Genomic DNA, 21,125 nt, shown 5'->3' on the forward strand with positions numbered 1-21,125 from the left:
CCGATTATTAGAAACTTATTGACTGGCGCAAGCCGGTACCCTAAAATTGATATGCCATACATACCTTTGCCATCACCAAACCGCTATGCTGCCTTAAACCCCGAAGTGTAATGGAGCATAAGAACAGATCGCGGATATTTTGGTGGGGTATCATCTTATTGATCATACCAGGGTTGGTACATGCTTACCTATTAATGCCTTTCCCGGGAAGCCAGGATCTGAATGCTATTACTATATGTTATTATCTCGAAAAAATTATAAATCCTTTGCGTGTTATAGGTGCTTTGCTCATTGTTTGGTATCTGGTTAAATATTACGCGAAAAATACGGTAAGAGGTAAAATTGTAAAAGTGGTGCTACTACTGCTTTGTTTAGGCAGCTTTTACTTTACAGATATCGCTTACAAAGCCGAAACCATGTTTAAGGAAACCGATGCGGTGAAATTTGCTAATGGTCTTACCAATAAAGTACCACTCAACTATGTGATCATAGGAGTTGTAAACAATGGCGTGGCCAAAGCCTATCCCGTAGTTTTCCTGGGCTATCACCATAAAGTGCAGGACCGGGTTGGGCAACAACCCGTTTTGGTAACCTATTGTACTATGTGCCGTACCGGTAGGGTATACAATCCGGTTATTAACGGTGCCCGGCAAAATTTCAGGCTGGTAGGGGCGCGGCATTATAATGCTATTATCGAGGATGAAAGTACCAGGACCTGGTGGTACCAGGCTACAGGTAATGCGGCTGTGGGTGAATTGAAAGGCCATCAGTTACAGGAATTGCCTTACGAACAATCAACCCTGGGGGCGTGGCTGCAAAAACATCCAACCTCATTGATCATGCAACCTGATAAATTGTATGCAGCGGATTACGCCGATCTGAAAAATTATGACCGCATACAAGCTATTGATCGCGATAGCACCCTTAAAAATAAAGATTCGTTGATCCGTAAAAGCTGGGTGGTGGGGGTAATTATCAATGGAAAAGCGCGGGCATATGACTGGCGTCGTTTAAATAACAAGCGTTTGCTTAATGATGAGTTTGACCACCACTCGTTGCTATTGGGTATTGAACATGATAGTCTTACTTACCATGCCTGGAATACTGCCGTAAATGGCAAAGCCCTGCATTTTAACCTGGGTAATGATGGTTTGCTAACCGATCTGGAAACCGCTTCGGTTTGGGATTGGGATGGCTTGTGTATCTCCGGAACTCAAAAAGGGCAGCGATTGGCCAAAGTACAGGCTTACCAGGAATACTGGCGCTCCTGGAAACATTTTCATCCGGCTACTACTTTCTGGAAAGGCGGCGAAATGGAAGAACCAATGGCGGGTATTTATTAATACTTATCCTTCAATAACAGCCACAATTTTACCAATGTCGGTATCGCTCATTAGCTCTTCTTCGGGCATGTTGGGGTAGTACTTGTTCAGGATCTTTTTGATGAGCAGGTAGCTTTCTATGGATTGAATAGGGGGATTGGCCAGCTCATTGATGATAGAGCCCACCATTTTGATCTTTTTGGCCTCGTACTGGTTCAGTACAAAATCTGAGGTCTTTTTTTTACGACTGGCAACAATCAATTCATCAAGTTTCTTGATGTCTTCAACCAAGTCCATCAGCTTTAATACTTCCACCTTTTTCATCGGGTCAAAATTAAACAATTATTTGTGCCGCTAAATAACATTCAGTTAATATGTAAAAATAAAGGGCAAAACATTTTTTAACCAAGGGTTTTAGCTTAACTTTTATATGGTTTAAATGGTGATTCTGGTTAAATAATTACTTTTTATCTACCTTTAAAAAGTATATTGTTCAATTGATATTGAAACATATTTATGCCTGTAAGCCAAGTCTCTAACCCAATCTCCACACGCCTGCTCTCCCTTGATCTTCTTCGCGGCTTTATTATGGTATTGCTTGCCATAGAGTCAACAGGGATATATGATTATTTGTACGAGCATACACACGGGCGCTTCATAGAGCAATTTACGCATCATCCATGGCATGGACTTCATTTTTGGGACCTGGTACAGCCCGTTTTTATGTTTATAGCTGGAGTGGCTATGGCGTTTTCGTTAAATAAACAATGGAGTAATGGCGTTACATGGAACCAAACATTTAAAAAAACTTTGATCCGCTGCGGCTGGCTGTTCTTTTGGGGTGTGCTGGATTATGCTGTTCGTCCGAAAGGCTTATCTTTTGAACTGTGGGACGTATTAACCCAGCTTTCATTTACTACGTTAATAGCTTTCCTGATCATAAGATGGAACCCACTGGCACAAATTGGCGTATGCATCGGTTTGCTGTTACTTACCGAAGCACTCTACCGGTTTATCCACATACCTGGTTTCGACCAGCCATTTACCGATCAGCATAATTTTGGTAATTATATCGATCTGTTACTCATGAATAAGATCAATAAAGGTGGCTGGGTAGCTATAAACTGTATCCCAACCGCTGTACATACCATTGCAGGGGCACTGGTGGGTAAGCTGCTGTTAAACGGTAATCATAAATTAAGGCAACTCCTGCTTTGGGGGCTCGCCTGCCTTGTAATTGGTTATGGTCTTGACGCATTGAGCATAACCCCCATAATTAAGCGGATAGCAACAACTTCATTTACAATTACATCGTTAGGCTGGTGCCTGTGGTTTTTAGCCATCTGTTATTGGTGGGTTGATGTATTGGGGCATCGTAAATACCTAACCTTTTTTACTATTGTTGGTATGAACTCCATTTTTATTTACCTGTTTTTTGAAATTGTTGGCAGCCGCTGGTTCAATGGCTATATCAGCAGTATCAGCAATGGTGTTTTAGGTTGGTTTAATGCTGGTGAATTACTTAAGGTGATAGTCGCTACTATCTGCATTTTTGGACTGGAATGGCTGTTTTGTTATTTTCTTTATAAGAAAAGGATATTTTTCAAATTGTAATTGAATAAGCTGTATGTTTTGTTAGGTGATAAATGGATCAGTTAGCCGCAATGAGGTATTTTACCATGCTAAGGCAGATTTGCTGTCATCAAACAAGCGTCAATTATTTGCATTGATAAATAACATTCCGTTAATATGTAAAAATAAATGGGTAAATAACTTGTTTAAACCGCGGTTTTGTCTTAATTTTTGTATGGTTTAAATAATGTGCACTTAACTGATTTTTAACAAAAAACACATTATCTTAGGTAAATAAAAAATACGTTATGAAAAGAAAGTTTTTTACTACCGCGATGTTGGTAGGTTGCTTTATGGTTTGCCTTGCAGCCATTGCTGATCTGAATGGCAAATGGTCAGGAAAATTAGTTTTGGGTGATGGTTCCGAATACCCATTACTATACAATTTTAAAATTGATGGCGATAAATTAACCGGAACGGCTTTAACACCAGATGGCGATGTACAGATAGCTAACGGTAAAACAGATGGTACTACTTTTTCATTCAGTGTTACTACAGGCGGCATGGATATTCCGCATACCGGCAAATTCTACGGTGATTCAACAGGCATCGACCTGGAGATCAATGGCGCGAAAGTACACTCCGTGTTAAAAAGACCCGAAGAAAAGAAATAAATCACATTCCAAACTATGGAATAACAGAGCCTTAAAGTATTTTCATACTTAAACCTCACTATCAAAACCTTACTAATAAGTAAGGTTTTTTTATTTGGTTAAACTATTTAACCAAAAGTTTGTATATCCATAGCAGGAAGAACATAATGCTGCCTGCAACGCCCCCATGAAAAGAAAGATAGTTGTAACGGCGATGCTATTAATATGTTTTGTGATCTGTTTTGCCGCAGTGATGGATATTAACGGAAAATGGACAGGCACACTAAAGCTGCCTAACAATACCATATTTACATTAAACTACACTTTTAAGGTTGATAGTGATAAGCTTACCGGTACAGCACACATGCCAGAAGGTGATGTGCAAATTACCGATGGCATGATCAACGGCAGCGATTTCTCCTTCAATGTACCTGTGCCCGATGGCAATGCGCCGCATACCGGTAAAATTTACCCGGATTCTATCCAGATGCATATTGTTTATAAAGGAGAGCATCTGAGCACGGTGCTCAAACGGGCTAATTAAAACTTATTTTTTATTTGGCATTGCTTATTAAACGTACAGCTATTACCTTTGCGGCAACATGCTGCAACGTTTTACAGCCTATTTACTCATCGTTTCGCTGATCACGGTTAATTTCTCGCGGTTCTTTATTTACGCGGGTTTTGAACTGAACAGGAACTACATTGCCACCAAGCTTTGCGAAAACCGGAATAAACCCTGGTTGCACTGCGATGGTAAATGTTATTTCGCGAAAAAGATAAAACAGGCAGAGGAAAAGCAGGCCAGCGATGAAAGGCAGTCGCAAAAGAGCCTCTTTCAGGAAGTTTATGTAGCCAGTTCAACGGTTATTAAATTTCACTCCAGCTTGTTGCAAGTTATTGTGACCCCTTATGATTGCACCCTTCCGGTTAAACCAGACGGTGCCATCTTCCAGCCCCCCCAGTTAGGATAATTCCATTTTATTTTCCCGGATCTTTTTGATTGATGACTTTGCTATGTGCTTTTGCGTGTGGTAAAAAGCGGCCTGTCATTGTACACTACAACTATGTCATTGCGAGGAACGAAGCAATCTCATCGTATAAGTGGTGAACATATTGAGGAGATTGCCACGCTGCGCTCGCAATGACATGATGGAAGATTTGATTTGCTATTGCAAATTGAAACGCATCAATAAAGATCCCCGGGAAACCCATCGTCCTATACTAAATTTTATACCGGGGCTTCGGCTCCTGATTGTTTATTCATGAAAAAATATCTAAGTCTATTTATACTTTTTATATCACTTTATACCCGGTCGTACGGCCAAACCACTTTACAGGGAACTATTACAGATGCCAATACGCACGAGGCCCTGGCAGGCGCATCTATATGTAAAGCCGATGCAACAACCGGCGTAAAGCTGGCAACGACCAATGCCAAGGGGCATTTTACCATCAATGCGCAGGGTATTACCAAACTTAAATTTGCCATGGTGGGTTATAATGCCCGTATTGTAGATGTAACCACTTTAAAAAGGCATGATCTTGACATCGCTTTGGAACCTTCTACCGTCGATTTGCAGCCTGTTGTGGTAACCGCCAGCCGGGAAGGGCAAGCGCGTCAGGATGCGCCTATCGCCATCAGCAAGATAAATTCTACTCAGATAAAAGATACCAAAGCCACCGCCCTTTACCAGTTATTGAACAAGGTGGCTGGCGTATACATGGTGAACCTGGGTAACGAGCAGCATACCATGGCCATTCGTCAGCCTATTACCTATAACGCACTTTATCTGTATATGGAAGACGGTTTGCCGATACGCCCTACGGGGATCTTTAACCACAACTCGTTGTATGAGATCAATATGTCGGGTGTTAAGGATATCGAGGTGATCAAAGGCCCGGCTTCATCGTTGTATGGCAGTAACTCTATTGGTGGTGCGGTTAACTTTATTACCCAGGGGCCGCCTACGGGTTATGCGGGAAATGTTTCTGTTCAGGGCGATAATTATCACTACCGCCGGGTTGATGCCGATGGTGGTTTTAGCCAGGGTAAATTTGGCCTGTACGTTGGTGGGTACGTTGCCCATCAAAAAGATAGCTGGCAGGATTACTCCGACTTCGACAAGTACTCGGTTAATTTTAAAACCACGTATGATTTTAATGCCACCACCCGTTTAACCACGGCTGCTGCTTATAATTACCTGGACACCCAAACACCGGGTAGTTTGGATAGCACCCGTTTTTACAGCCGTAAGTATAGCGCCAATCAGCGTTTCACTTATCGTAGGGTAAAAGCTTTCCGGGCCAGCACGCGTTTGGATCATCAGTGGGATGATAAGAACAGCACTTTTGTAACCCTTTTCTTTCGCGATAACTCCACCGCGCAGCTGCCCAGCTATTATATCTCCGATGTGCGGGATAATACCGGCAAATATCTAAGCTCAAACGGACAGGTGAATGATCAGAAATTCCAGAGCTACGGTTTACTGGCCCAGCACCGTGTGGATATTGATTTTCTGCATTCGCGTTTAATTGGCGGTGTTTATATGGATGATAGTCCGAGCTCATACTATGCCCAGTATCTAAACATCGACAAAGACGTACAGAACAACTACTATACCGGCTTTACCAATACCGGCAGGTACATCGATAATTACAACATCAAGCTGTTCAATACCGCTGCATACTTACAGTATGAGGTAAAACCGGTAGAGGCTCTGCGCATTGTGGGCGGCCTGCGTTATGACCGGGTGCACTATGATTTTAACAACAGCATTCCGGCGGGTCAAACCAAGTACAAGGAGCAGGAAACCAATAATTTTAATATCCTGGCCCCAAAACTGGGTTTAACTTACGATCTGGGTCACAACAAAGGTTTCTATGCCAATTACAGCGTAGGTTTTCAGCCACCAGAAACCGGCGACCTGTACAGCTCGCGCCAGTTAACACCATTGAAACAAGCCACTTTTGATAATTACGAAGTTGGCGGATGGTTTTCGGCATTCAATAAAAAGCTATACTTTGAGTTGAGTTTGTTTGATATGGAAGGGCACAACGAGATCATCAGTCAGCTGCTGCCCGATAATACTACCCAAAACCAAAACGCAGGTGCAACCCGCCACCGGGGTGTAGAGTATTCTGTAACTGTAGCTCCTGTTAAAGAACTGACCTTCAGGTTTAGCGGCACAAATGCCAGGCACACTTATGTAGAATACAGCGAGGTACGCACCAGCAACGGAACCAGTACGGTGATCAGCTATAACGGTAACCGCATGAACAATGCCCCCGCCTGGATAGCCAATTCGGAGTTGACCTACAAGCCCCAGTATTTACCGGGTTTCCGGATAGCTGCTGAGTGGCAGCACATCAATCAATACTATACCAACCCGGCCAATACCAAAACTTACAGCGGTTACGATATTTATAACCTACGTTTGGGCTATGATATTAAAAGCAGCGTGATCAAAGGGGCGGGCATCTGGTTTAACGTAATGAACTTAACCAACAAGTTGTATGCCACTACGGTAACCAGCAACCAGTACGGCGATACATATAATGCCGCGCCGCCGCGTACCTATACTTTGGGCATCAGTTACTCCTTTTCAAAATATTGATCATGGCATCATCAGCAATAAAAAGTAGTTTTTATAAATGGCATCGTGTACTGGGCTTAATAGGCCTGGTACCGGTGATCTTTTGGACATTGAGCGGTCTGTCGCACCCTTTTATGTCAAATTGGTTCAGGCCATCTATCGCTAAGGAGGTGTTTAAACCTTTGTCGCAAAGCAAAATGCAGCCGGCTCTGTCCCTTCAGCAAGTGATGGATAAGAACAACCTGCACGAGCTGCGGAATTTTAACCTCATTCATTTTAACAAAGGCACCTTTTACCAGGTGCTGGGTCGCGATAGTGTTTACCAATACTACTCGGCCACCGATGGTATACTGCTGCCTAATGGCGATGTGCAGTATGCCGAGTATCTCGCCCGTTTTTTTACACAGGACTCTACATCTACCCTGAAAAGCATCCTGCTGCAAACCACTTTCGACGAACAATACCAGCCTATCAATCACCTGCTGCCCGTTTGGAAAGTTTCCTTTAACCGCCCCGACGGCATGGACGTTTATATTGAAACCGGCCATAACCGCATGGGCACTTTTAACAACAACACCCGGAAAACCATGCTCTGGGTATTTGAACAGTTCCATACCTGGCAGTTCCTGGCCGATATTGCCGGCGATACTTTCCGCAACGCGTTCCTGCTGGCTATCATGTGTGTGATGTTATTCTCGCTCATCAGCGGGCTCGCCATCTACGGCCTGTTCTGGAAAAAGTTTAAAACCATACAGCAAAACCGCAAAGCTAAAGGCACCGAGGATAAACGTTTTGTACATCGTTTTCACCGGCAGATAGGGCTCATTGTATCTTTTGTGATGTTCACCTTTGTGATAAGCGGGGCTTTTCACCTGGTGGTAAAACTGTATCATAACGAACCCGCGAAAGCTGATTACGGACAGGTGATTTCCCGCAAACAATTAGTCGTATCCAACCTCACCTTACCCATTGCCGATAGCACCATCAAACAAACAGGATTGGTGAATTTTAACGGCAATACCTTTTACCAGGTGGTTGACAACAAAAAAGAGGTGCTGTATTTTGATACCCAAACCGGCAAAGAACGGGAATTGGCCGACGAGGATTATGCCCGCTTTTTAAGCAGCTATTATCACACCGAAGCCTCTGGCCTAAAAACATATAAAGGCCGGGTAAAAGTAGATGTGATCAAGCAGTTTAATAACGAATACGGCTTTATCAACAAACGCCTGCCGGTTGCACGGGTGAGTTATCCCAATGGCGATAACTGGTATATCGAAACCACCTCATCAAAACTGGCTACCAAAGTTGGTGGTATCGACAGGGCCGAAGGTTTATCCTTCATCTTCCTGCATAAATATTTTGGTATGAGCTGGGCCGGTAAGGATATCCGCGATATTGTAAGTATGCTGGCCGCGCTGGGTGTGCTGGTAGTATCGCTGTTTGGCTTTGCCGCTTTTATTAAGAATAAATAATTATGAAAAGATCAATCATTATTTTGTGTTTAGCTGTATGGTCGTTAGGTACCATTACGGCTTGCAGTAATGGCGATAAAGCCGCCAAAGGTCATCAAAAGAAAAGTAAATATACTTGCACCATGCACCCCGACCTGAGTTTCGACAAACCTGGTGTTTGTTCTAAATGTGGTATGGATCTGGTTGAAAGGGACACAACGGAGAAATAACCCCACCCAACCCTCCCCGAGGGGAGGGTTTTAATATATAATAAAGAACCCCCTGTTTCTCAAAGCCCTCCCCCTCGGGGAGGGTTGGGTTGGGTGTTTTATTTTTTCCTCAACAGCGTTGTATGTGCTTTGGTATCACCCACAGCAATATCAACTCCGATAGAATCAGCATAAAATTTACCGGTGTGCGCAATTTCCATGTCGCCTAGTGTTACGGTAAATTTAAAATCGTTGCCGGTTATTTTCCCGTCGTCAATAGGCAGATCGCCCTTGGGAGTTTTGGCAGTCCCGGTTAATTTATCACCCTCAATTTTGAAATTGTAGAGGAGCGGATATACCTCACCGGTTTCAACTTTTAAGGTGCCTGTCCACATGCCCGAAAAATCGGCGATAGCTGCAAAGCTCACTAAAAAGCAGCAAATTAATAAGACGGTCGTTAAAATTGTCCTTTTCATGTTGTTGTTTTTCAATACTTAAAGGTAAAACCCCTATTATAACTCATGGTGAACAACAGGTTAAATTTCAATGTATTCAGTGCTATGTAATTGTTAAAACAATAATTGTTAAGCATACATTTTATTGGTTAATCCTGTATCTTAGTTGCTCCTGAATTTTCAAAAAGAGAGAACCGTTTAACCTGTTAAATTACTTTGAATGAGAAAACTATTTTTACTTGCTTTGCTTGCCACGGGGTTTTTAAGCGTCCGTGCGCAGGATTTATCCCTTACCAAAGGGTGGAAACTGGCCGTTGGCGATTCGGCACAATGGTCTTCGCCAACCTATAATGATCATCACTGGAAGGATGTTAATGTAGCCCAAAGCTGGGAGCAGGAAGGGCATCCTGGTTATGACGGCTTTGGCTGGTACCGTATTCACGTGACTATCCCATCATCGTTAAAAGAAAAAGCATTTTTGAAAGATAGCCTGCGTATTAACCTGGGCAGTGTTGATGATAATGATGAGGTTTACCTGAACGGCAAATTGATCGGCAGGTTCGGCGGTAAAACCGGCGACATTAAAACAGGTGCTTTTTATGGTCCGCGTACCTATACCATAGCGGCAAATAACCCGGCCATTTTGTGGGATAAGGAGAATGTTTTGGCCGTACGTATTTTTGATACCGGTGGTGATGGCGGCATTTATGGCACCAACTTTAGCATAGGCATGGCCGATGTGATGGATCATGTAACCGTAAATGCCGAAGGCGATTTTGAATATGGCGAGCGCAACAGCCTGAGCAAATCAGTAAAACTCCTCACCACCAATCATTATGATTACAAAGGTAAGCTGGCCTTTAAAGTTACCGACCCGGAAACCAACGCCGTTTTATACGAAAAAACAAATGATGCCGCATTTACAGCCGGCAAGCCGTTCACCTATTCGTTTGTAATAGCCCGTTTAGAGAAAAAATCATACACTATTGTTTACACCTTTACCGACGAAAAATCGGGCAAGGAAATAGCTCATACCGAAACAACACCTTACCTGCTTACCCCTTATCCATCGGCTAAACCAAAAATAAATGGTGCCGATGTTTTTGGCGCACGCCCGGGTAACCCTTTCTTATACCTCATACCGGCAACCGGTCAAAAGCCATTAACTTATAAAGCACAGGGCTTGCCCGATGGCTTAAAGCTGGATGCTGCCACAGGTATTATTACCGGTGCGGTAGCTCAAAAAGGTACTTATCCGGTAACCCTTACGGTGAGCAACCGATTGGGCAGCAAAACCAAGACCTTCAGCATTATTATAGGCGATAAAATTGGTTTGACACCGGCACTGGGCTGGAACAGCTGGAACGCCTGGGGTTTAAGCGTGGATGATAAAAAAGTGCGCATATCCGCAAAAGCCATGGCTGATAGGCTGAGTGCGCACGGCTGGGCCTATATTAATATTGATGATGGCTGGGAGGCTGAACAACGCCAGGCCGATGGTAAAATAACGGCCAATAGCAAATTCCCGGATATGAAAGGGCTTACCGGCTATGTGCACGGTCTGGGTTTGCGTATGGGGATCTATTCGTCGCCGGGGCCACGCACCTGCGGTGGATTTTTGGGCAGCTGGCAGCATGAAGACCAGGACGCGCAAACTTATGGCGACTGGGGCATTGATTATTTAAAGTATGACTGGTGTTCATACTCTGAAGTTACACCCGCGAATCCCGATCTGCCGGCATTAAAAAAACCGTACCAGGTAATGCGTAGCTCTTTGGATAAAATAAATCGTGATATCATGTACAGTCTTTGCCAGTACGGTTGGGGTAAAGTATGGGAGTGGGGCGCCGAAATAGGCGGTAATAGCTGGCGTACTACCGGCGACATCCAGGATACCTGGCGCAGTTTATCGTCCATCGGTTTTAATCAGGATAAAGCGGCACCATTTTCGCAGCCTGGTAACTTTAACGACCCTGACATGTTGGTGGTTGGTAAAGTAGGCTGGGGGCCAAGCCTGCATAATACACGCCTTACTTATGATGAGCAATACACCCACATCAGCTTGTGGAGCTTGTTATCATCACCATTATTAATAGGTTGCGATATGGGCCACCTGGATAGGTTTACGCTTAATTTGCTTACTAACGATGAGGTTTTGGCTATTGATCAGGACGCTTTAGGCAAAGGAGCAAGTCAGTACCTGAAAAAGGATGATTACCAGATCTGGGTAAAAGAACTGAAAGACGGTGGTAAAGCGATTGGCTTGTTTAACCTGTCGGATAAATACCAAACCATCAGCCTTGATAAAAATGACCCTGCTTTAAAAGGATATACCAAATTCAGAGATGTATGGCAGCAAAAGTATGTGGTTACCACCGGTAAAGATTTCAGCGCCAAAGTAGCGCCGCATGGCGTTATGTTGATCAGGGTGGAGAAGTAAATTAAAGAGTAGTCAGACTTACGAAGTTTTTAAAACTTCGTAAGTCTTTCTAATACTACTAAACACCATGTCATTGCGAGGAGGAACGACGAAGCAATCTCCTCGCGTTTATAAATAAGTGAGGAGATTGCCACGCTATCGCTCGCAATGACATGGTTTATTTACACAACTCCAGAATCAGGTAACCGATAATAATAACAATTTTTCTTCCCCGTCAGCAGAACAGCTTCGGGCGAAATCGGGCAGAACGATGGTGGCCTGTGCGGTTGCAGGGGCATAGCAAGTTTTTGCTGAAGCGAAGGGCTGAGCGAACGAAGTCGGGCAAAATAATTGCAGCCCGTGGTTCTGTCTGATTTGCAGGGCAAAGGCCATGAGCGCAAAGAAGCATTTCTGGTGACTTGATTTTTGGTTACTTTTCATCAAGGAAAAGTAACTGGCCCTCCCGCGGCCAAGAGCGGGTGTACGCCCAGCAAAGCGGCTCTGTATAAAGGGGATTGCCACGCTGCGCTCGCAATGACGCCCCGGATTGAATGAGTGTCTAATTGCAGAGGCAAGCCCGCCATACTTCGACAGGCTCAGCATAAGCGCTTTTTAATAGGATACCTTACTCAGGTGTTTCGTAATAATAAATAGGTGCGAAAACGCCTTCGCTGGTGGTATAATACGCTTTCCCATCGGGGGTAAACCCTATGGCTTCGCCTTGTTTTTCTGCCTTATAATGCAGTTCATCAGGTTTCCTGAGCATGGTTTCCCAGATGTGTTCTTTGGGTTCGCGTTTCCAGTAGTAAACCTTTTCATAGCTTTTCAGCAGTATCTGTTTTCCGTCCTTCGATATATCACCGGCCGTGATCCATTTAAAGGGTTTGAAACCCGGGAAAAACAATTTGGCACGCTTGGTAAGGATAACGGTATCTTTTGCGGTATACATTAAGGGCGTGGTGTAAACCGATACGGTGTCTTTTCTTTTGCTTACAATACACAGTAATTTTTCGACCGGGTCAAGCATCAGGGTTTCGGCATCTTTAGCGCCATCCGGGTATTTCAAATAAAGGGGCTCTGCATCTGCATGGGTCAGGCTGTCGCTTGCCCAGGATCTTTTTTCGCGGATCCGGTAAATGGTGATGTATGGCCACCTGGCGCCATTATCGCCAATATCGCCTATGTAAATGTAGCTTTTGCCTTTGGCAGGACCGGGCCCCACTGCAATGTCTTCACAGTCGCGCACACCTAAGGGTATCTCCTTAGCGCCGGTAAAGTAAATGGTGGTTTTTAATTTTCCATCGGGAGTTATGGCAAAAAAACGACTGGTATCGCCGCTATCGTTATGCACATAATAAATGTTGGGGCTGATGGATGAGGCGGCTATACCCGATATCTCATCCATTTGTTTACTGTTGAGTGTACCAGATTGAGCAACCCGGTCAAACAGCCTGTGCTTGGCAAAGGCTCCCACAAAAATAATGATGACTAAAGGCGCAATTAATTTTAATTTTTTTGATCTTGTCATCTTATTTATTGCAAATAATAACGCAAATTAATCAAAATATTATGAAGATAGCATTAATTAAATCGCCTTGTTTATCAGTAAGCGATTGGTTCGCAATAAATTAACGGCTGTGAGCCGCTATATAAAAGGTGCTTTTTTAATCCAACTGCTGAGGTTTCCGTTCAAATTTTTGGAATGGCATCTTGACCGCGCCAACAAAACTTCCGTTCAGCTCTTCGCTCATGTGGGTATCAATGCCAAACACGGTTTCTTCTTTGCTCAGTTTGCCAAAAGTGCCAAACAGCCTGTCCCAGATGCTTAACACATCGCCATAATTGCAATCGGTATAAGGTAACTGATAATGATGGTGCACATGGTGCAGGTTGGGGGTTATAAATACCAGGCCTACAATGCGGTTAACTTTTTCTGGTAATCTGAATTGGGTGTGGGCGATGATATTGGAGAATGATTGAAACGTTTGCCGTAAAATTAAAACACCGATAGCCGGACCGCAAATAAATACCCAAAGCATCAGGAAACAGGTGCGTACACCGGTTTCAAAGGGGTGTTCGCGGGTAGTGGTGGATACATCAACGCTCAGATCGCTGTGATGTACCAGGTGGAATTTCCATAAAGCCTCAACCTTATGCATGGTAACATGATAAATATACTCGCACAGGTCAAGCAGTATAAACAAGCTGGTATAGTATACCCAGGGGTTGTTATGGTACGGAATAAAGGTAATCAACCCCCAGTGATGAGCGATAGTCCATTTGGATATCAGGATAACAAAGGTGGTTAATAACAGCTGTATGGGTAAGGCTGTAAAAATAAATAAAGCATTTACGGTAGAGTGTTTCCACTTGTTCAGGGCGCCTTCTGATGAAACCATTACTTCGGCAAACCATAAACTGGTGATGATGCCTGCGTATAAAATTACCTGAGTGAGATCTTCGTGATGTGAGAAAAATGAGCGCAGCTCTGCCATTGATTAAAATTAATAGGAAGTTAAAGATAAATTAATTTAACACAACTCGCCTCTTCGAACTTTTTGTCTTCATCATTTGTTCATTTTTGGAGAGGGCTTTGGTAGGATGATCAGGCGAGAGCAGGAAGCTAAAAGTAAGGGCAGGTGCGATTCCCTCCCTTGGGAGGGTAGGGAGGGGTTTATGCGATAGTCCTCACGAATAAACCCCACTACCTTGCGCTCGTTTGCAACGAGTGCTTAACATGGGTTTGCGTTTAAAACGCAAGAGCGATGCAATCGCCGCTCCACAATAAGCACTCGTTGCAAACGAGCGCAAGGCCATCAGAGAGGAGTGATACCAACAAAAATGGCCCTTAAAAGGGCCATTTCTATAATGTTTTTATATTTACACCTGGCTTGGTTCAAGCGCGGGTTTCACAGTTTCGGCCCGGATCAAATCAGTATCAGGTTTTGATATATCGGTTAGCGCAACTTTGCCGCGTTCTTTGCGCAGGATGCGGTTAAATAAGGATATTTCACGATCGAACAGGAAGCGGAAAAATAACTTTGTCCACGAAGTATGGTAATGTAAGGTATCGTAATACTCAGGAGCTGTTTTCTTGATCTCCGGTAGTTTATTCCATGGGATGGATGGAAAATCATGGTGCTCGTTATGGAAACCCACGTTAAAGGCTACTACGTTAAAGTTGCCATAATAGCTATAAGTTTCCTGCTCAACGCTGTGGGTAAGGTAATGCTCCTGTATCCAGCGGGCGCCCAGCGGGTGTAAGCCAACTGAGAAAGAAAAGCTTAATAATAAAAAGGCAACTGCAGGCCAGCCCATAAAATACCATATAGCGGTAGTAAATACAGCTTGCAGTACAAAATTGGTCAGTATCCAGCCATCAAAAGGATGGATCTCTCTTAATCTTGATAAACGGAAAAGTTGGAAAACCGGGAAGAATAACAACCACAGGGCTTTGCCAAAAAAAGAATTGCTGATGAGTTTTGCTTCCCATTTGTTAGGCAAATCGGCATCCAGCTCATGTACACCTTGAAATGAATGGTGTTTGATGTGGTATTTTTCGAACGATATGGCGCTTGGCAGTATTTGCGGCAAATTGGCAAACATAGATGCCCAGCGATTGGCATTACGGTTTTTAAATAACAGTTGGTGGGTGCATTCGTGTATCATCACAAACAAGGCATGATCGGCAAAGGCACCTAATAAATAAGCCGCGCCAAAAATAAGCCACCAGGATTGGTCGCGTAAAAACCAGGCTAAAACTACCTGGAAAGCTACTAAACCAATGATAGCCCATATGGTTTTTGGGTTTTTACCAATCAGCTTGCGTAGTTCTGGGAATTGCTTTAAGATCTTTTTTGTACGGATACGATGAGGTTCAGACTCCTGGGAATAAACAAAATCAGTTTTCTTAATCATATAATGTATAAACGTTAAAGATAGCAAAAGGTGTTGAAACTATCATTTTTTAGTAAAAAATTATCCTAAGATGGCAAAACTTCATAAACATTTCACGAATATTTTATATAAAATTTACTTTGCCGATACCTGAACATCAGTGCTTTAAGAATAATATGCTCAAAACGGATTGAAGAGTTGTACCCATTAATGTTTACTTCGCTCAATAGGCTATGAATGGCTTCATGAACACCTACAGGGATTGTTTTACTGGTGCTTTTGCCATGATCAGATCTATGATAAGGCTTATCATAAGCGTTCCCGAAAGTGCTGAAAATTTTCATGATATTGGATTAATTGGTGTTATTTTTTATTTACAACACTTACAATAGTTTTTACCCTTACTCCTGAGCATTTACTGATACGCAAGTTATAAAGTCAATTTGTAGACATTTTGTATTTCGACCAGATTTAATACAGGAGGATGGATTTTACCTGATACTGGTTTTTGGTTAAATAATGTTAAACTCTTTTGCATGCCCCATAAAGAATGGATATTTATCCAGCTATTATCTATTAACAAAACGTTACATGAAATTTTTTCTACTATTCATCTTTTCCCTATTAGCCTGTCACGTTTTTGCTCAAAAGCCTACAGGACGATACATAAAGGACAAAGGCTCAGGATGCCGGATCTGGGATTATAATTATGCAGTCAAAGATTCTGTAGCATGGAAAGGCCCTTGTGTAGATACGTATGCTGAGGGATACGGAACAGCGATTTGGCGACGGAATGGGGTGGAAACCAGCCGGTATATCGGCACTCTAAAGAAGGGGAAGTTAAATGGCACCGGGAAATATTTATTGCCAGATAATTATTCGCTCGAAGGCGTTTTTAATAATGGAATTTTGGAGGGTGAAGGTCAGATAAATGATGGTGGCGATATTTTAAAAGGCATTTTTGTACATAATACCTTGCAAGGTAAGGGTAAAATGACTTTTCAATCAGGACGCACATTGGAAGGTCATTTTTTAGATGGCCAGTTTCTGAATTTAGATGAGCCGTACCTGGAACTTTTAAAGAGAAGCAGTCCTGTACCTTTTGACAAGGGACATATTTATCTTAATTATAATGTAAGTTCAGATGCTTTATATTATTATACCATTTTGCCGCGTGGAGCCATTAATATGACCCTGGTTCTATTACCAAGCAGCGGTGAATCGGCAGAAAGTGTAATTTGCTGTAACAAGGAGTTAATACAGCTGGCATCAGATAATCATATTTTAACTTTGGTATTATCTATTAACAACGCTAACATTGATGATGATAAAACAACTTTAAACTTCTTAAATAATACGTTTAAAGAAGTTACAGAAGCATACCATCTGTCGAAGAGCAGATTTATAATAGGTGGCCTATCGGGTGGTGGGATGCTCGCATTAAGATATACTGAAATATCAAGACAAGATAGTAGCAGAACATTTATAATACCTGCAGCCGTGATTGGTATAGACCCGCCGGTTGATGTTGCAGGCCTTTATAATACTGCCAAACGATTCATATTTATAAACGATGGAAGAGCTAATCTGGATCAAGGGAGATTGAACGGTTTGAATGAAGCTAAATTTATTGTAAATGCTTATAATAACATTTGTGGCGGCCCACCTGATCAATATCCTGAGCCATATATTAAGCGTTCCATGTATTCACGATCAGAAAAAGATGGTGGTAATGCTAAGTATTTAGTAAAAGTTCCTATTAGGCTTTATTGTGACCCTGATATCTTGTGGCAATTAAAAGAACGTAACCGGGATTATTATGATATGAATTCGGCAGATTTATCGGCCATGATCAATTTCTTAAATTTAAATGGTAACAAGGAAGCTGAATTAATCCCTGCCCTTGGTAAAGGTTTTAGATTAGACGGAACAAGACATCCCCATTCTTGGTCAATAGTTGATCCGGCTGACTGTATAGACTGGATGCAAAGATTATTGAAATAGGGCCTCATTGTATTTCGTCAGATTTAATACAGTTTTGATCAGGAGCTTTGTGTGCCGGGCTTAGGTATTCAGTAAAATATTGCGTATTTTTGTATATACAGCAGCCCGGTTTTCCTGATAAAAAGGAAACCGGGCTGTTTGGTTAAAGGAAAATACATGCCAAAACAGATCGATTTTCATGTAGTTATTTGATAATCAATAATCTAATACTTTTTAAACCTTTCAAAACCCGTCAATAATTTGTTAAAAAGTGTTAAAATCGATGGTTTTGAATGATTTTTGAGCTGTTTTTGACCCGGTTTGACCCGATTTTTTGTTAAAAAAGTGTTAAAATAAAGCTTTAAAAAGTTTTTGTGCAGGCTTGGCGATATCGGATATGTTAAAAAGATACTTAAACTCATAACGCTAAACGTAGAACTCAAAACTCAAAAATTATGTGGTGGATATACGCTTTATTTTCGGCCTTGTTTGCAGCCCTTACCGCAATATTTGCAAAAATAGGTATCAAGGGAGTTGATACCGACCTGGCAACTGCCATACGTACCGTGGTGATACTAATACTGGCCTGGGCCATTGTATTATTTAAAGGGAGTAACCAGGGCATCAGTGGTTTAAGCAAAATTAACTGGACATTCCTGGTGCTTTCGGGCTGTGCTACCGGGCTTTCGTGGATCTGTTATTTTAAAGCGCTGCAATTGGGTAAGGTATCGCAGGTGGCGCCGGTTGATAAACTGAGTGTGGCTATTGCCATTGTTTTATCGGTCATTTTTTTAGGTGAGCCCCTTACCTGGAAAACCGCATCCGGTGCTTTGCTCATCATCGGGGGGACTTTAGTGCTCATTTTTTAAGATTTTATAACAGGTATTTTACTTTGGGTTAACCATATTGTAACAAATACACAACAATTCATAAAATTCAGTTTTAATCCAATCTTTCTTGGCAAATTCGCGGCTTGAATAATCCTTTTAGCACAATAATGAAGCCCGTTTATATACTCTTTTTATTTGTTGTTTTTTTTGTGAGTGCCCAGGCCCAGGTTAACCCCGCTGCCAAAGGCAAAATAAGTGGTAAAGTTACCGATGCTACTAACAAGCAGCCGGTTGACTATGCCACCGTATCTGTTTATAAACAAGGGAGCGCATCGCCATTTAACGGCATCAGTACCGATACTAAAGGGAATTTTACGGTTGATCATATCCCTGCAGGCGAATACAAGATTACGGCTGATTTTTTAGGTTATCAGCGGGCTACTATAGAGCATGTGATTGTAAAGGATGGCAATGTATCCATAGGAGAAATAAAGTTGAGTCCTGTACCTCGCCAGCTTCAGGGTGTAACTATAACCGCCAAAACGCCAACAGTTGAAAACCGGATAGATAAAATGGTGTACAACCCGCAAAATGATCTGAGTGCTCAGGGCGGTGTTGCTATTGATATATTAAAAAAAGTGCCTCAGATAACGGTTGATATTGATGGCAATGTAGAGTTGCAAGGTAATGCCAACATTCGTTTTTTAATCAACGGTAAGCCCTCCAGTATTTTTGGAGCAAGTTTGGCCGATGCGCTGGCCAGCATTCCGGCCAGCCAGATCAAGAGTATCGAGGTGATCACCAGTCCAGGTGCTAAATATGATGCTGCTGGTACAGGTGGTATAGTGAACATTATTTTAAAAGACAGCAGGGTAGAGGGTGTGAACGGTAGTGTTAACCTATCAGCAGGTACACGTCGCGAAAACGGCTCGTTTAACTTGAATGTCCGTAAAGGCAATTTTGGGGTGAACGCTTTTTTTAGTGGTAACGCGCAGATTAATAGTAACTCACCCAATACCCGTAACCGTGATTCAAAAGATTCATTGAATAACAATACCAACCTGTTTCAGCAGGGTAGTAATAACTTTAAGCGTAACGGCTATCAATCGGGCCTGAATTTTACCTGGAACATTACCAAACACGACGATTTGAACGCTTCTATCGGCTTTAATCATTTTGGTAATCATGCCGATGGGTTAACCAATGAGGTTTCGCGCAAAACAGATCCCAGCGGTAATTTACTGTCGGATACCAGCGACATCCGCCACTCCAATAGTAAATTCAATGGTACATCTACTGATGTGAGTGTAGGTTACAAAAAAACGTTCGATAAAGAAGGGCAGGAGCTTAATGTGCTGTACACCTCCAGCTTTGGTAACAATAGTTTCAGCTCTTTTCAGCAGCAGGATTATTTAAACAATGTTAAACCTTCAACGGGCATATCAAATACCAACCCGGGTAAGGATCATGAAACCACGGTTTCTGTTGATTACACGCACCCGGTTAATAAAAGTTTTACGGTTGAAACAGGTGGCAAACTCGATTTTAATAATATCAATAACAGCGTAGCTACCTCCGTATTATCGCCGGATGGTGTCTTTGAGCCAAGTCCGGGCCAAACGTATAGCTTTACGTATGACCGCAAAATATACGCGTACTATTTATCGGCTTCCGCGTCGTTATTTAACAACTTTTTGGATGTAAAGGGTGGTTTAAGGGATGAGTATACGGTTACGAAGGCAGATTTTCAGGGCGTTAATATCCCGAACTATAACATCCTGGCGCCATCGTTGGTGTTCTCCCATAAATTGGATGCTACACAATCTGTCAAGTTGAGCTATACCCGCAGGATACAGCGCCCGGACTATGGCGATCTGAACCCGTTTTTAAATATCAGCGATGTGCATAACATCAGCACAGGTAATCCGAACCTGAAACCCGAAAAGGGAGATAATTTTGAACTGGGATATAATAAAAGCTTTGACAAAGGGGCTAATATTAATATTGCTGCTTTTTATCGCCGCAATACGGATGATATACAGTCTTTTACAACCTTTTATTCTACATTGGATGTAAATGGTACTACTTATACTAACGTATCTTATAACCAGCGATACAATTTAGGATCGGAAACGCGTGCGGGTATCAATATTTATGCTTCGGTACCAGTTACCAGTAAATTGAGTTTGCGTACCAACATGATATTTAGCGACAGAACAAGTAACAACCCGGGTTTTACAAGCGTAAGCGCTTTTGCTTACCGCTTAAACCTGAATGCGCAATACAACTTTGGTCATGACCTGAGCGCGGAGTTTTTTGGCAACTACAATTCATCGCAGAAAGGGATACAGGGCACCAATCCTAAATTTGTGTTCTATAACCTGGCCATGCGTAAAATGTTCATGAACAAAAAGGCCAGTATCGGGCTTACGGCATCAAATCCGTTCGCCAAATATGTGAGTCAGAGTTCAACAACTTTCGGAAACGGCTTTTATCAAACTAACTTAAGATTGGTTCCCGTGCAGTCATTTGGCATCAGCCTGAGCTACAAATTTGGTAAGCTTGAATTTAAGAAAGACAACAGGGACAATAAAGAGGATGATAACATGAATAACAATTCTGATAATCCTCCTACAGAAAAATCAAAGGATAATAACAGTGGCGGCGGAAAAAGCAAGTAAAGCAAAAAGCGATGCTGAACTTATTTCAACATCGCTTTTCGTTTAGCGGCTTTA

At 42.4% G+C, this 21,125-nt stretch carries 19 protein-coding genes; 12 read left to right on the forward strand and 7 right to left on the reverse strand.

Annotated features, from left to right (window positions below; all coding sequences use genetic code 11):
- Positions 1 to 110 precede the first annotated feature (110 nt).
- A complete protein-coding gene (locus AC57BQ_RS02085) occupies positions 111 to 1,343 on the forward strand; it encodes a DUF3179 domain-containing (seleno)protein (RefSeq protein ID WP_496404698.1) in 1,233 nt (410 codons plus the stop codon).
- Positions 1,344 to 1,346: 3 nt separating this feature from the next.
- Here AC57BQ_RS02085 and AC57BQ_RS02090 read toward each other — a convergent pair whose 3' ends face one another.
- A complete protein-coding gene (locus tag AC57BQ_RS02090; protein ID WP_090464134.1) occupies positions 1,347 to 1,646 on the reverse strand; it encodes a hypothetical protein in 300 nt (99 codons plus the stop codon).
- Positions 1,647 to 1,838: 192 nt separating this feature from the next.
- Between AC57BQ_RS02090 and AC57BQ_RS02095 the strand changes: the two genes are divergently transcribed.
- The 7 genes from AC57BQ_RS02095 (at position 1,839) to AC57BQ_RS02125 (ending at position 8,827) form a co-directional block, all read left to right on the forward strand.
- Positions 1,839 to 2,936 (forward strand): acyltransferase family protein, encoded by a 1,098-nt coding sequence (locus tag AC57BQ_RS02095; RefSeq protein WP_496404699.1) that lies wholly within the window; start codon positions 1,839 to 1,841, stop codon positions 2,934 to 2,936.
- A 266-nt stretch (positions 2,937 to 3,202) separates the two neighbouring features.
- On the forward strand, positions 3,203 to 3,568 hold the full coding sequence (locus AC57BQ_RS02100; protein ID WP_496404700.1) for a hypothetical protein: 366 nt from the start codon (positions 3,203 to 3,205) through the stop codon (positions 3,566 to 3,568).
- Positions 3,569 to 3,734: 166 nt separating this feature from the next.
- Entirely contained in the window at positions 3,735 to 4,091 is a 357-nt protein-coding gene (locus AC57BQ_RS02105) for a hypothetical protein (protein ID WP_496404701.1), read from the forward strand.
- Positions 4,092 to 4,149: 58 nt separating this feature from the next.
- On the forward strand, positions 4,150 to 4,521 hold the full coding sequence (locus tag AC57BQ_RS02110) for a hypothetical protein (protein ID WP_090464143.1): 372 nt from the start codon (positions 4,150 to 4,152) through the stop codon (positions 4,519 to 4,521).
- A 291-nt stretch (positions 4,522 to 4,812) separates the two neighbouring features.
- Positions 4,813 to 7,164, forward strand: a complete 2,352-nt coding sequence (locus tag AC57BQ_RS02115; RefSeq protein WP_496404702.1) for a TonB-dependent receptor — start codon at positions 4,813 to 4,815, stop codon at positions 7,162 to 7,164.
- 2 nt (positions 7,165 to 7,166) lie between these two features.
- Positions 7,167 to 8,618, forward strand: coding sequence for a PepSY domain-containing protein (locus AC57BQ_RS02120; protein ID WP_496404703.1), 1,452 nt, complete (start codon positions 7,167 to 7,169; stop codon positions 8,616 to 8,618).
- Between the two features lie 2 nt (positions 8,619 to 8,620).
- Positions 8,621 to 8,827, forward strand: coding sequence for a heavy metal-binding domain-containing protein (locus AC57BQ_RS02125; RefSeq protein WP_496404704.1), 207 nt, complete (start codon positions 8,621 to 8,623; stop codon positions 8,825 to 8,827).
- Between the two features lie 98 nt (positions 8,828 to 8,925).
- Here the strand turns inward: AC57BQ_RS02125 and AC57BQ_RS02130 are convergent, their stop codons facing one another.
- Complete coding sequence (locus tag AC57BQ_RS02130; protein ID WP_496404705.1) at positions 8,926 to 9,282, reverse strand: hypothetical protein; 357 nt, start codon at positions 9,280 to 9,282, stop codon at positions 8,926 to 8,928.
- 199 nt (positions 9,283 to 9,481) lie between these two features.
- Here AC57BQ_RS02130 and AC57BQ_RS02135 point away from each other — a divergent pair, with 199 nt between their 5' ends.
- Complete coding sequence (locus tag AC57BQ_RS02135; protein ID WP_496404706.1) at positions 9,482 to 11,701, forward strand: putative Ig domain-containing protein; 2,220 nt, start codon at positions 9,482 to 9,484, stop codon at positions 11,699 to 11,701.
- 177 nt (positions 11,702 to 11,878) lie between these two features.
- On the opposite strand, the gene AC57BQ_RS02140 is transcribed toward AC57BQ_RS02135, so the two are convergent.
- The 5 genes from AC57BQ_RS02140 to AC57BQ_RS02160 form a co-directional block, all read right to left on the reverse strand.
- On the reverse strand, positions 11,879 to 12,283 hold the full coding sequence (locus AC57BQ_RS02140) for a hypothetical protein (RefSeq protein WP_496404707.1): 405 nt from the start codon (positions 12,281 to 12,283) through the stop codon (positions 11,879 to 11,881).
- Between the two features lie 22 nt (positions 12,284 to 12,305).
- Complete coding sequence (locus AC57BQ_RS02145) at positions 12,306 to 13,208, reverse strand: hypothetical protein (RefSeq protein WP_496404708.1); 903 nt, start codon at positions 13,206 to 13,208, stop codon at positions 12,306 to 12,308.
- Between the two features lie 136 nt (positions 13,209 to 13,344).
- Complete coding sequence (locus AC57BQ_RS02150) at positions 13,345 to 14,175, reverse strand: sterol desaturase family protein (protein WP_496404709.1); 831 nt, start codon at positions 14,173 to 14,175, stop codon at positions 13,345 to 13,347.
- A gap of 385 nt (positions 14,176 to 14,560) precedes the next feature.
- Positions 14,561 to 15,598: a fatty acid desaturase gene (locus AC57BQ_RS02155; RefSeq protein ID WP_496404710.1), complete on the reverse strand. Its 1,038-nt coding sequence runs from the start codon at positions 15,596 to 15,598 to the stop codon at positions 14,561 to 14,563.
- Between the two features lie 92 nt (positions 15,599 to 15,690).
- Positions 15,691 to 15,921 (reverse strand): hypothetical protein, encoded by a 231-nt coding sequence (locus AC57BQ_RS02160; protein WP_496404711.1) that lies wholly within the window; start codon positions 15,919 to 15,921, stop codon positions 15,691 to 15,693.
- Positions 15,922 to 16,168: 247 nt separating this feature from the next.
- Here AC57BQ_RS02160 and AC57BQ_RS02165 point away from each other — a divergent pair, with 247 nt between their 5' ends.
- The 3 genes from AC57BQ_RS02165 (at position 16,169) to AC57BQ_RS02175 (ending at position 21,071) form a co-directional block, all read left to right on the forward strand.
- Positions 16,169 to 17,581 carry an MORN repeat-containing protein gene (locus AC57BQ_RS02165; protein WP_496404712.1) on the forward strand — a complete coding sequence of 471 codons (1,413 nt, stop codon included), beginning with the start codon at positions 16,169 to 16,171 and terminating at the stop codon, positions 17,579 to 17,581.
- A gap of 434 nt (positions 17,582 to 18,015) precedes the next feature.
- Positions 18,016 to 18,429, forward strand: coding sequence for an EamA family transporter (locus AC57BQ_RS02170; RefSeq protein WP_496404713.1), 414 nt, complete (start codon positions 18,016 to 18,018; stop codon positions 18,427 to 18,429).
- A 128-nt stretch (positions 18,430 to 18,557) separates the two neighbouring features.
- Positions 18,558 to 21,071, forward strand: coding sequence for a TonB-dependent receptor (locus AC57BQ_RS02175; RefSeq protein ID WP_496404714.1), 2,514 nt, complete (start codon positions 18,558 to 18,560; stop codon positions 21,069 to 21,071).
- Positions 21,072 to 21,125: the final 54 nt, after the last annotated feature.

The organism is Mucilaginibacter sp. BGA-UO-ETr-C110 (genome assembly GCF_059567985.1).

Coding starts and splice junctions, on each gene's coding strand:
- AC57BQ_RS02085 (WP_496404698.1), top strand. CDS start 111: ATGGAGCATAAGAACAGATCGCGGATATTTTGGTGGGGTATCATCTTA.
- AC57BQ_RS02090 (WP_090464134.1), bottom strand. CDS start 1,646: ATGAAAAAGGTGGAAGTATTAAAGCTGATGGACTTGGTTGAAGACATC.
- AC57BQ_RS02095 (WP_496404699.1), top strand. CDS start 1,839: ATGCCTGTAAGCCAAGTCTCTAACCCAATCTCCACACGCCTGCTCTCC.
- AC57BQ_RS02100 (WP_496404700.1), top strand. CDS start 3,203: ATGAAAAGAAAGTTTTTTACTACCGCGATGTTGGTAGGTTGCTTTATG.
- AC57BQ_RS02105 (WP_496404701.1), top strand. CDS start 3,735: ATGAAAAGAAAGATAGTTGTAACGGCGATGCTATTAATATGTTTTGTG.
- AC57BQ_RS02110 (WP_090464143.1), top strand. CDS start 4,150: ATGCTGCAACGTTTTACAGCCTATTTACTCATCGTTTCGCTGATCACG.
- AC57BQ_RS02115 (WP_496404702.1), top strand. CDS start 4,813: ATGAAAAAATATCTAAGTCTATTTATACTTTTTATATCACTTTATACC.
- AC57BQ_RS02120 (WP_496404703.1), top strand. CDS start 7,167: ATGGCATCATCAGCAATAAAAAGTAGTTTTTATAAATGGCATCGTGTA.
- AC57BQ_RS02125 (WP_496404704.1), top strand. CDS start 8,621: ATGAAAAGATCAATCATTATTTTGTGTTTAGCTGTATGGTCGTTAGGT.
- AC57BQ_RS02130 (WP_496404705.1), bottom strand. CDS start 9,282: ATGAAAAGGACAATTTTAACGACCGTCTTATTAATTTGCTGCTTTTTA.
- AC57BQ_RS02135 (WP_496404706.1), top strand. CDS start 9,482: ATGAGAAAACTATTTTTACTTGCTTTGCTTGCCACGGGGTTTTTAAGC.
- AC57BQ_RS02140 (WP_496404707.1), bottom strand. CDS start 12,283: ATGCTGAGCCTGTCGAAGTATGGCGGGCTTGCCTCTGCAATTAGACAC.
- AC57BQ_RS02145 (WP_496404708.1), bottom strand. CDS start 13,208: ATGACAAGATCAAAAAAATTAAAATTAATTGCGCCTTTAGTCATCATT.
- AC57BQ_RS02150 (WP_496404709.1), bottom strand. CDS start 14,175: ATGGCAGAGCTGCGCTCATTTTTCTCACATCACGAAGATCTCACTCAG.
- AC57BQ_RS02155 (WP_496404710.1), bottom strand. CDS start 15,598: ATGATTAAGAAAACTGATTTTGTTTATTCCCAGGAGTCTGAACCTCAT.
- AC57BQ_RS02160 (WP_496404711.1), bottom strand. CDS start 15,921: ATGAAAATTTTCAGCACTTTCGGGAACGCTTATGATAAGCCTTATCAT.
- AC57BQ_RS02165 (WP_496404712.1), top strand. CDS start 16,169: ATGAAATTTTTTCTACTATTCATCTTTTCCCTATTAGCCTGTCACGTT.
- AC57BQ_RS02170 (WP_496404713.1), top strand. CDS start 18,016: ATGTGGTGGATATACGCTTTATTTTCGGCCTTGTTTGCAGCCCTTACC.
- AC57BQ_RS02175 (WP_496404714.1), top strand. CDS start 18,558: ATGAAGCCCGTTTATATACTCTTTTTATTTGTTGTTTTTTTTGTGAGT.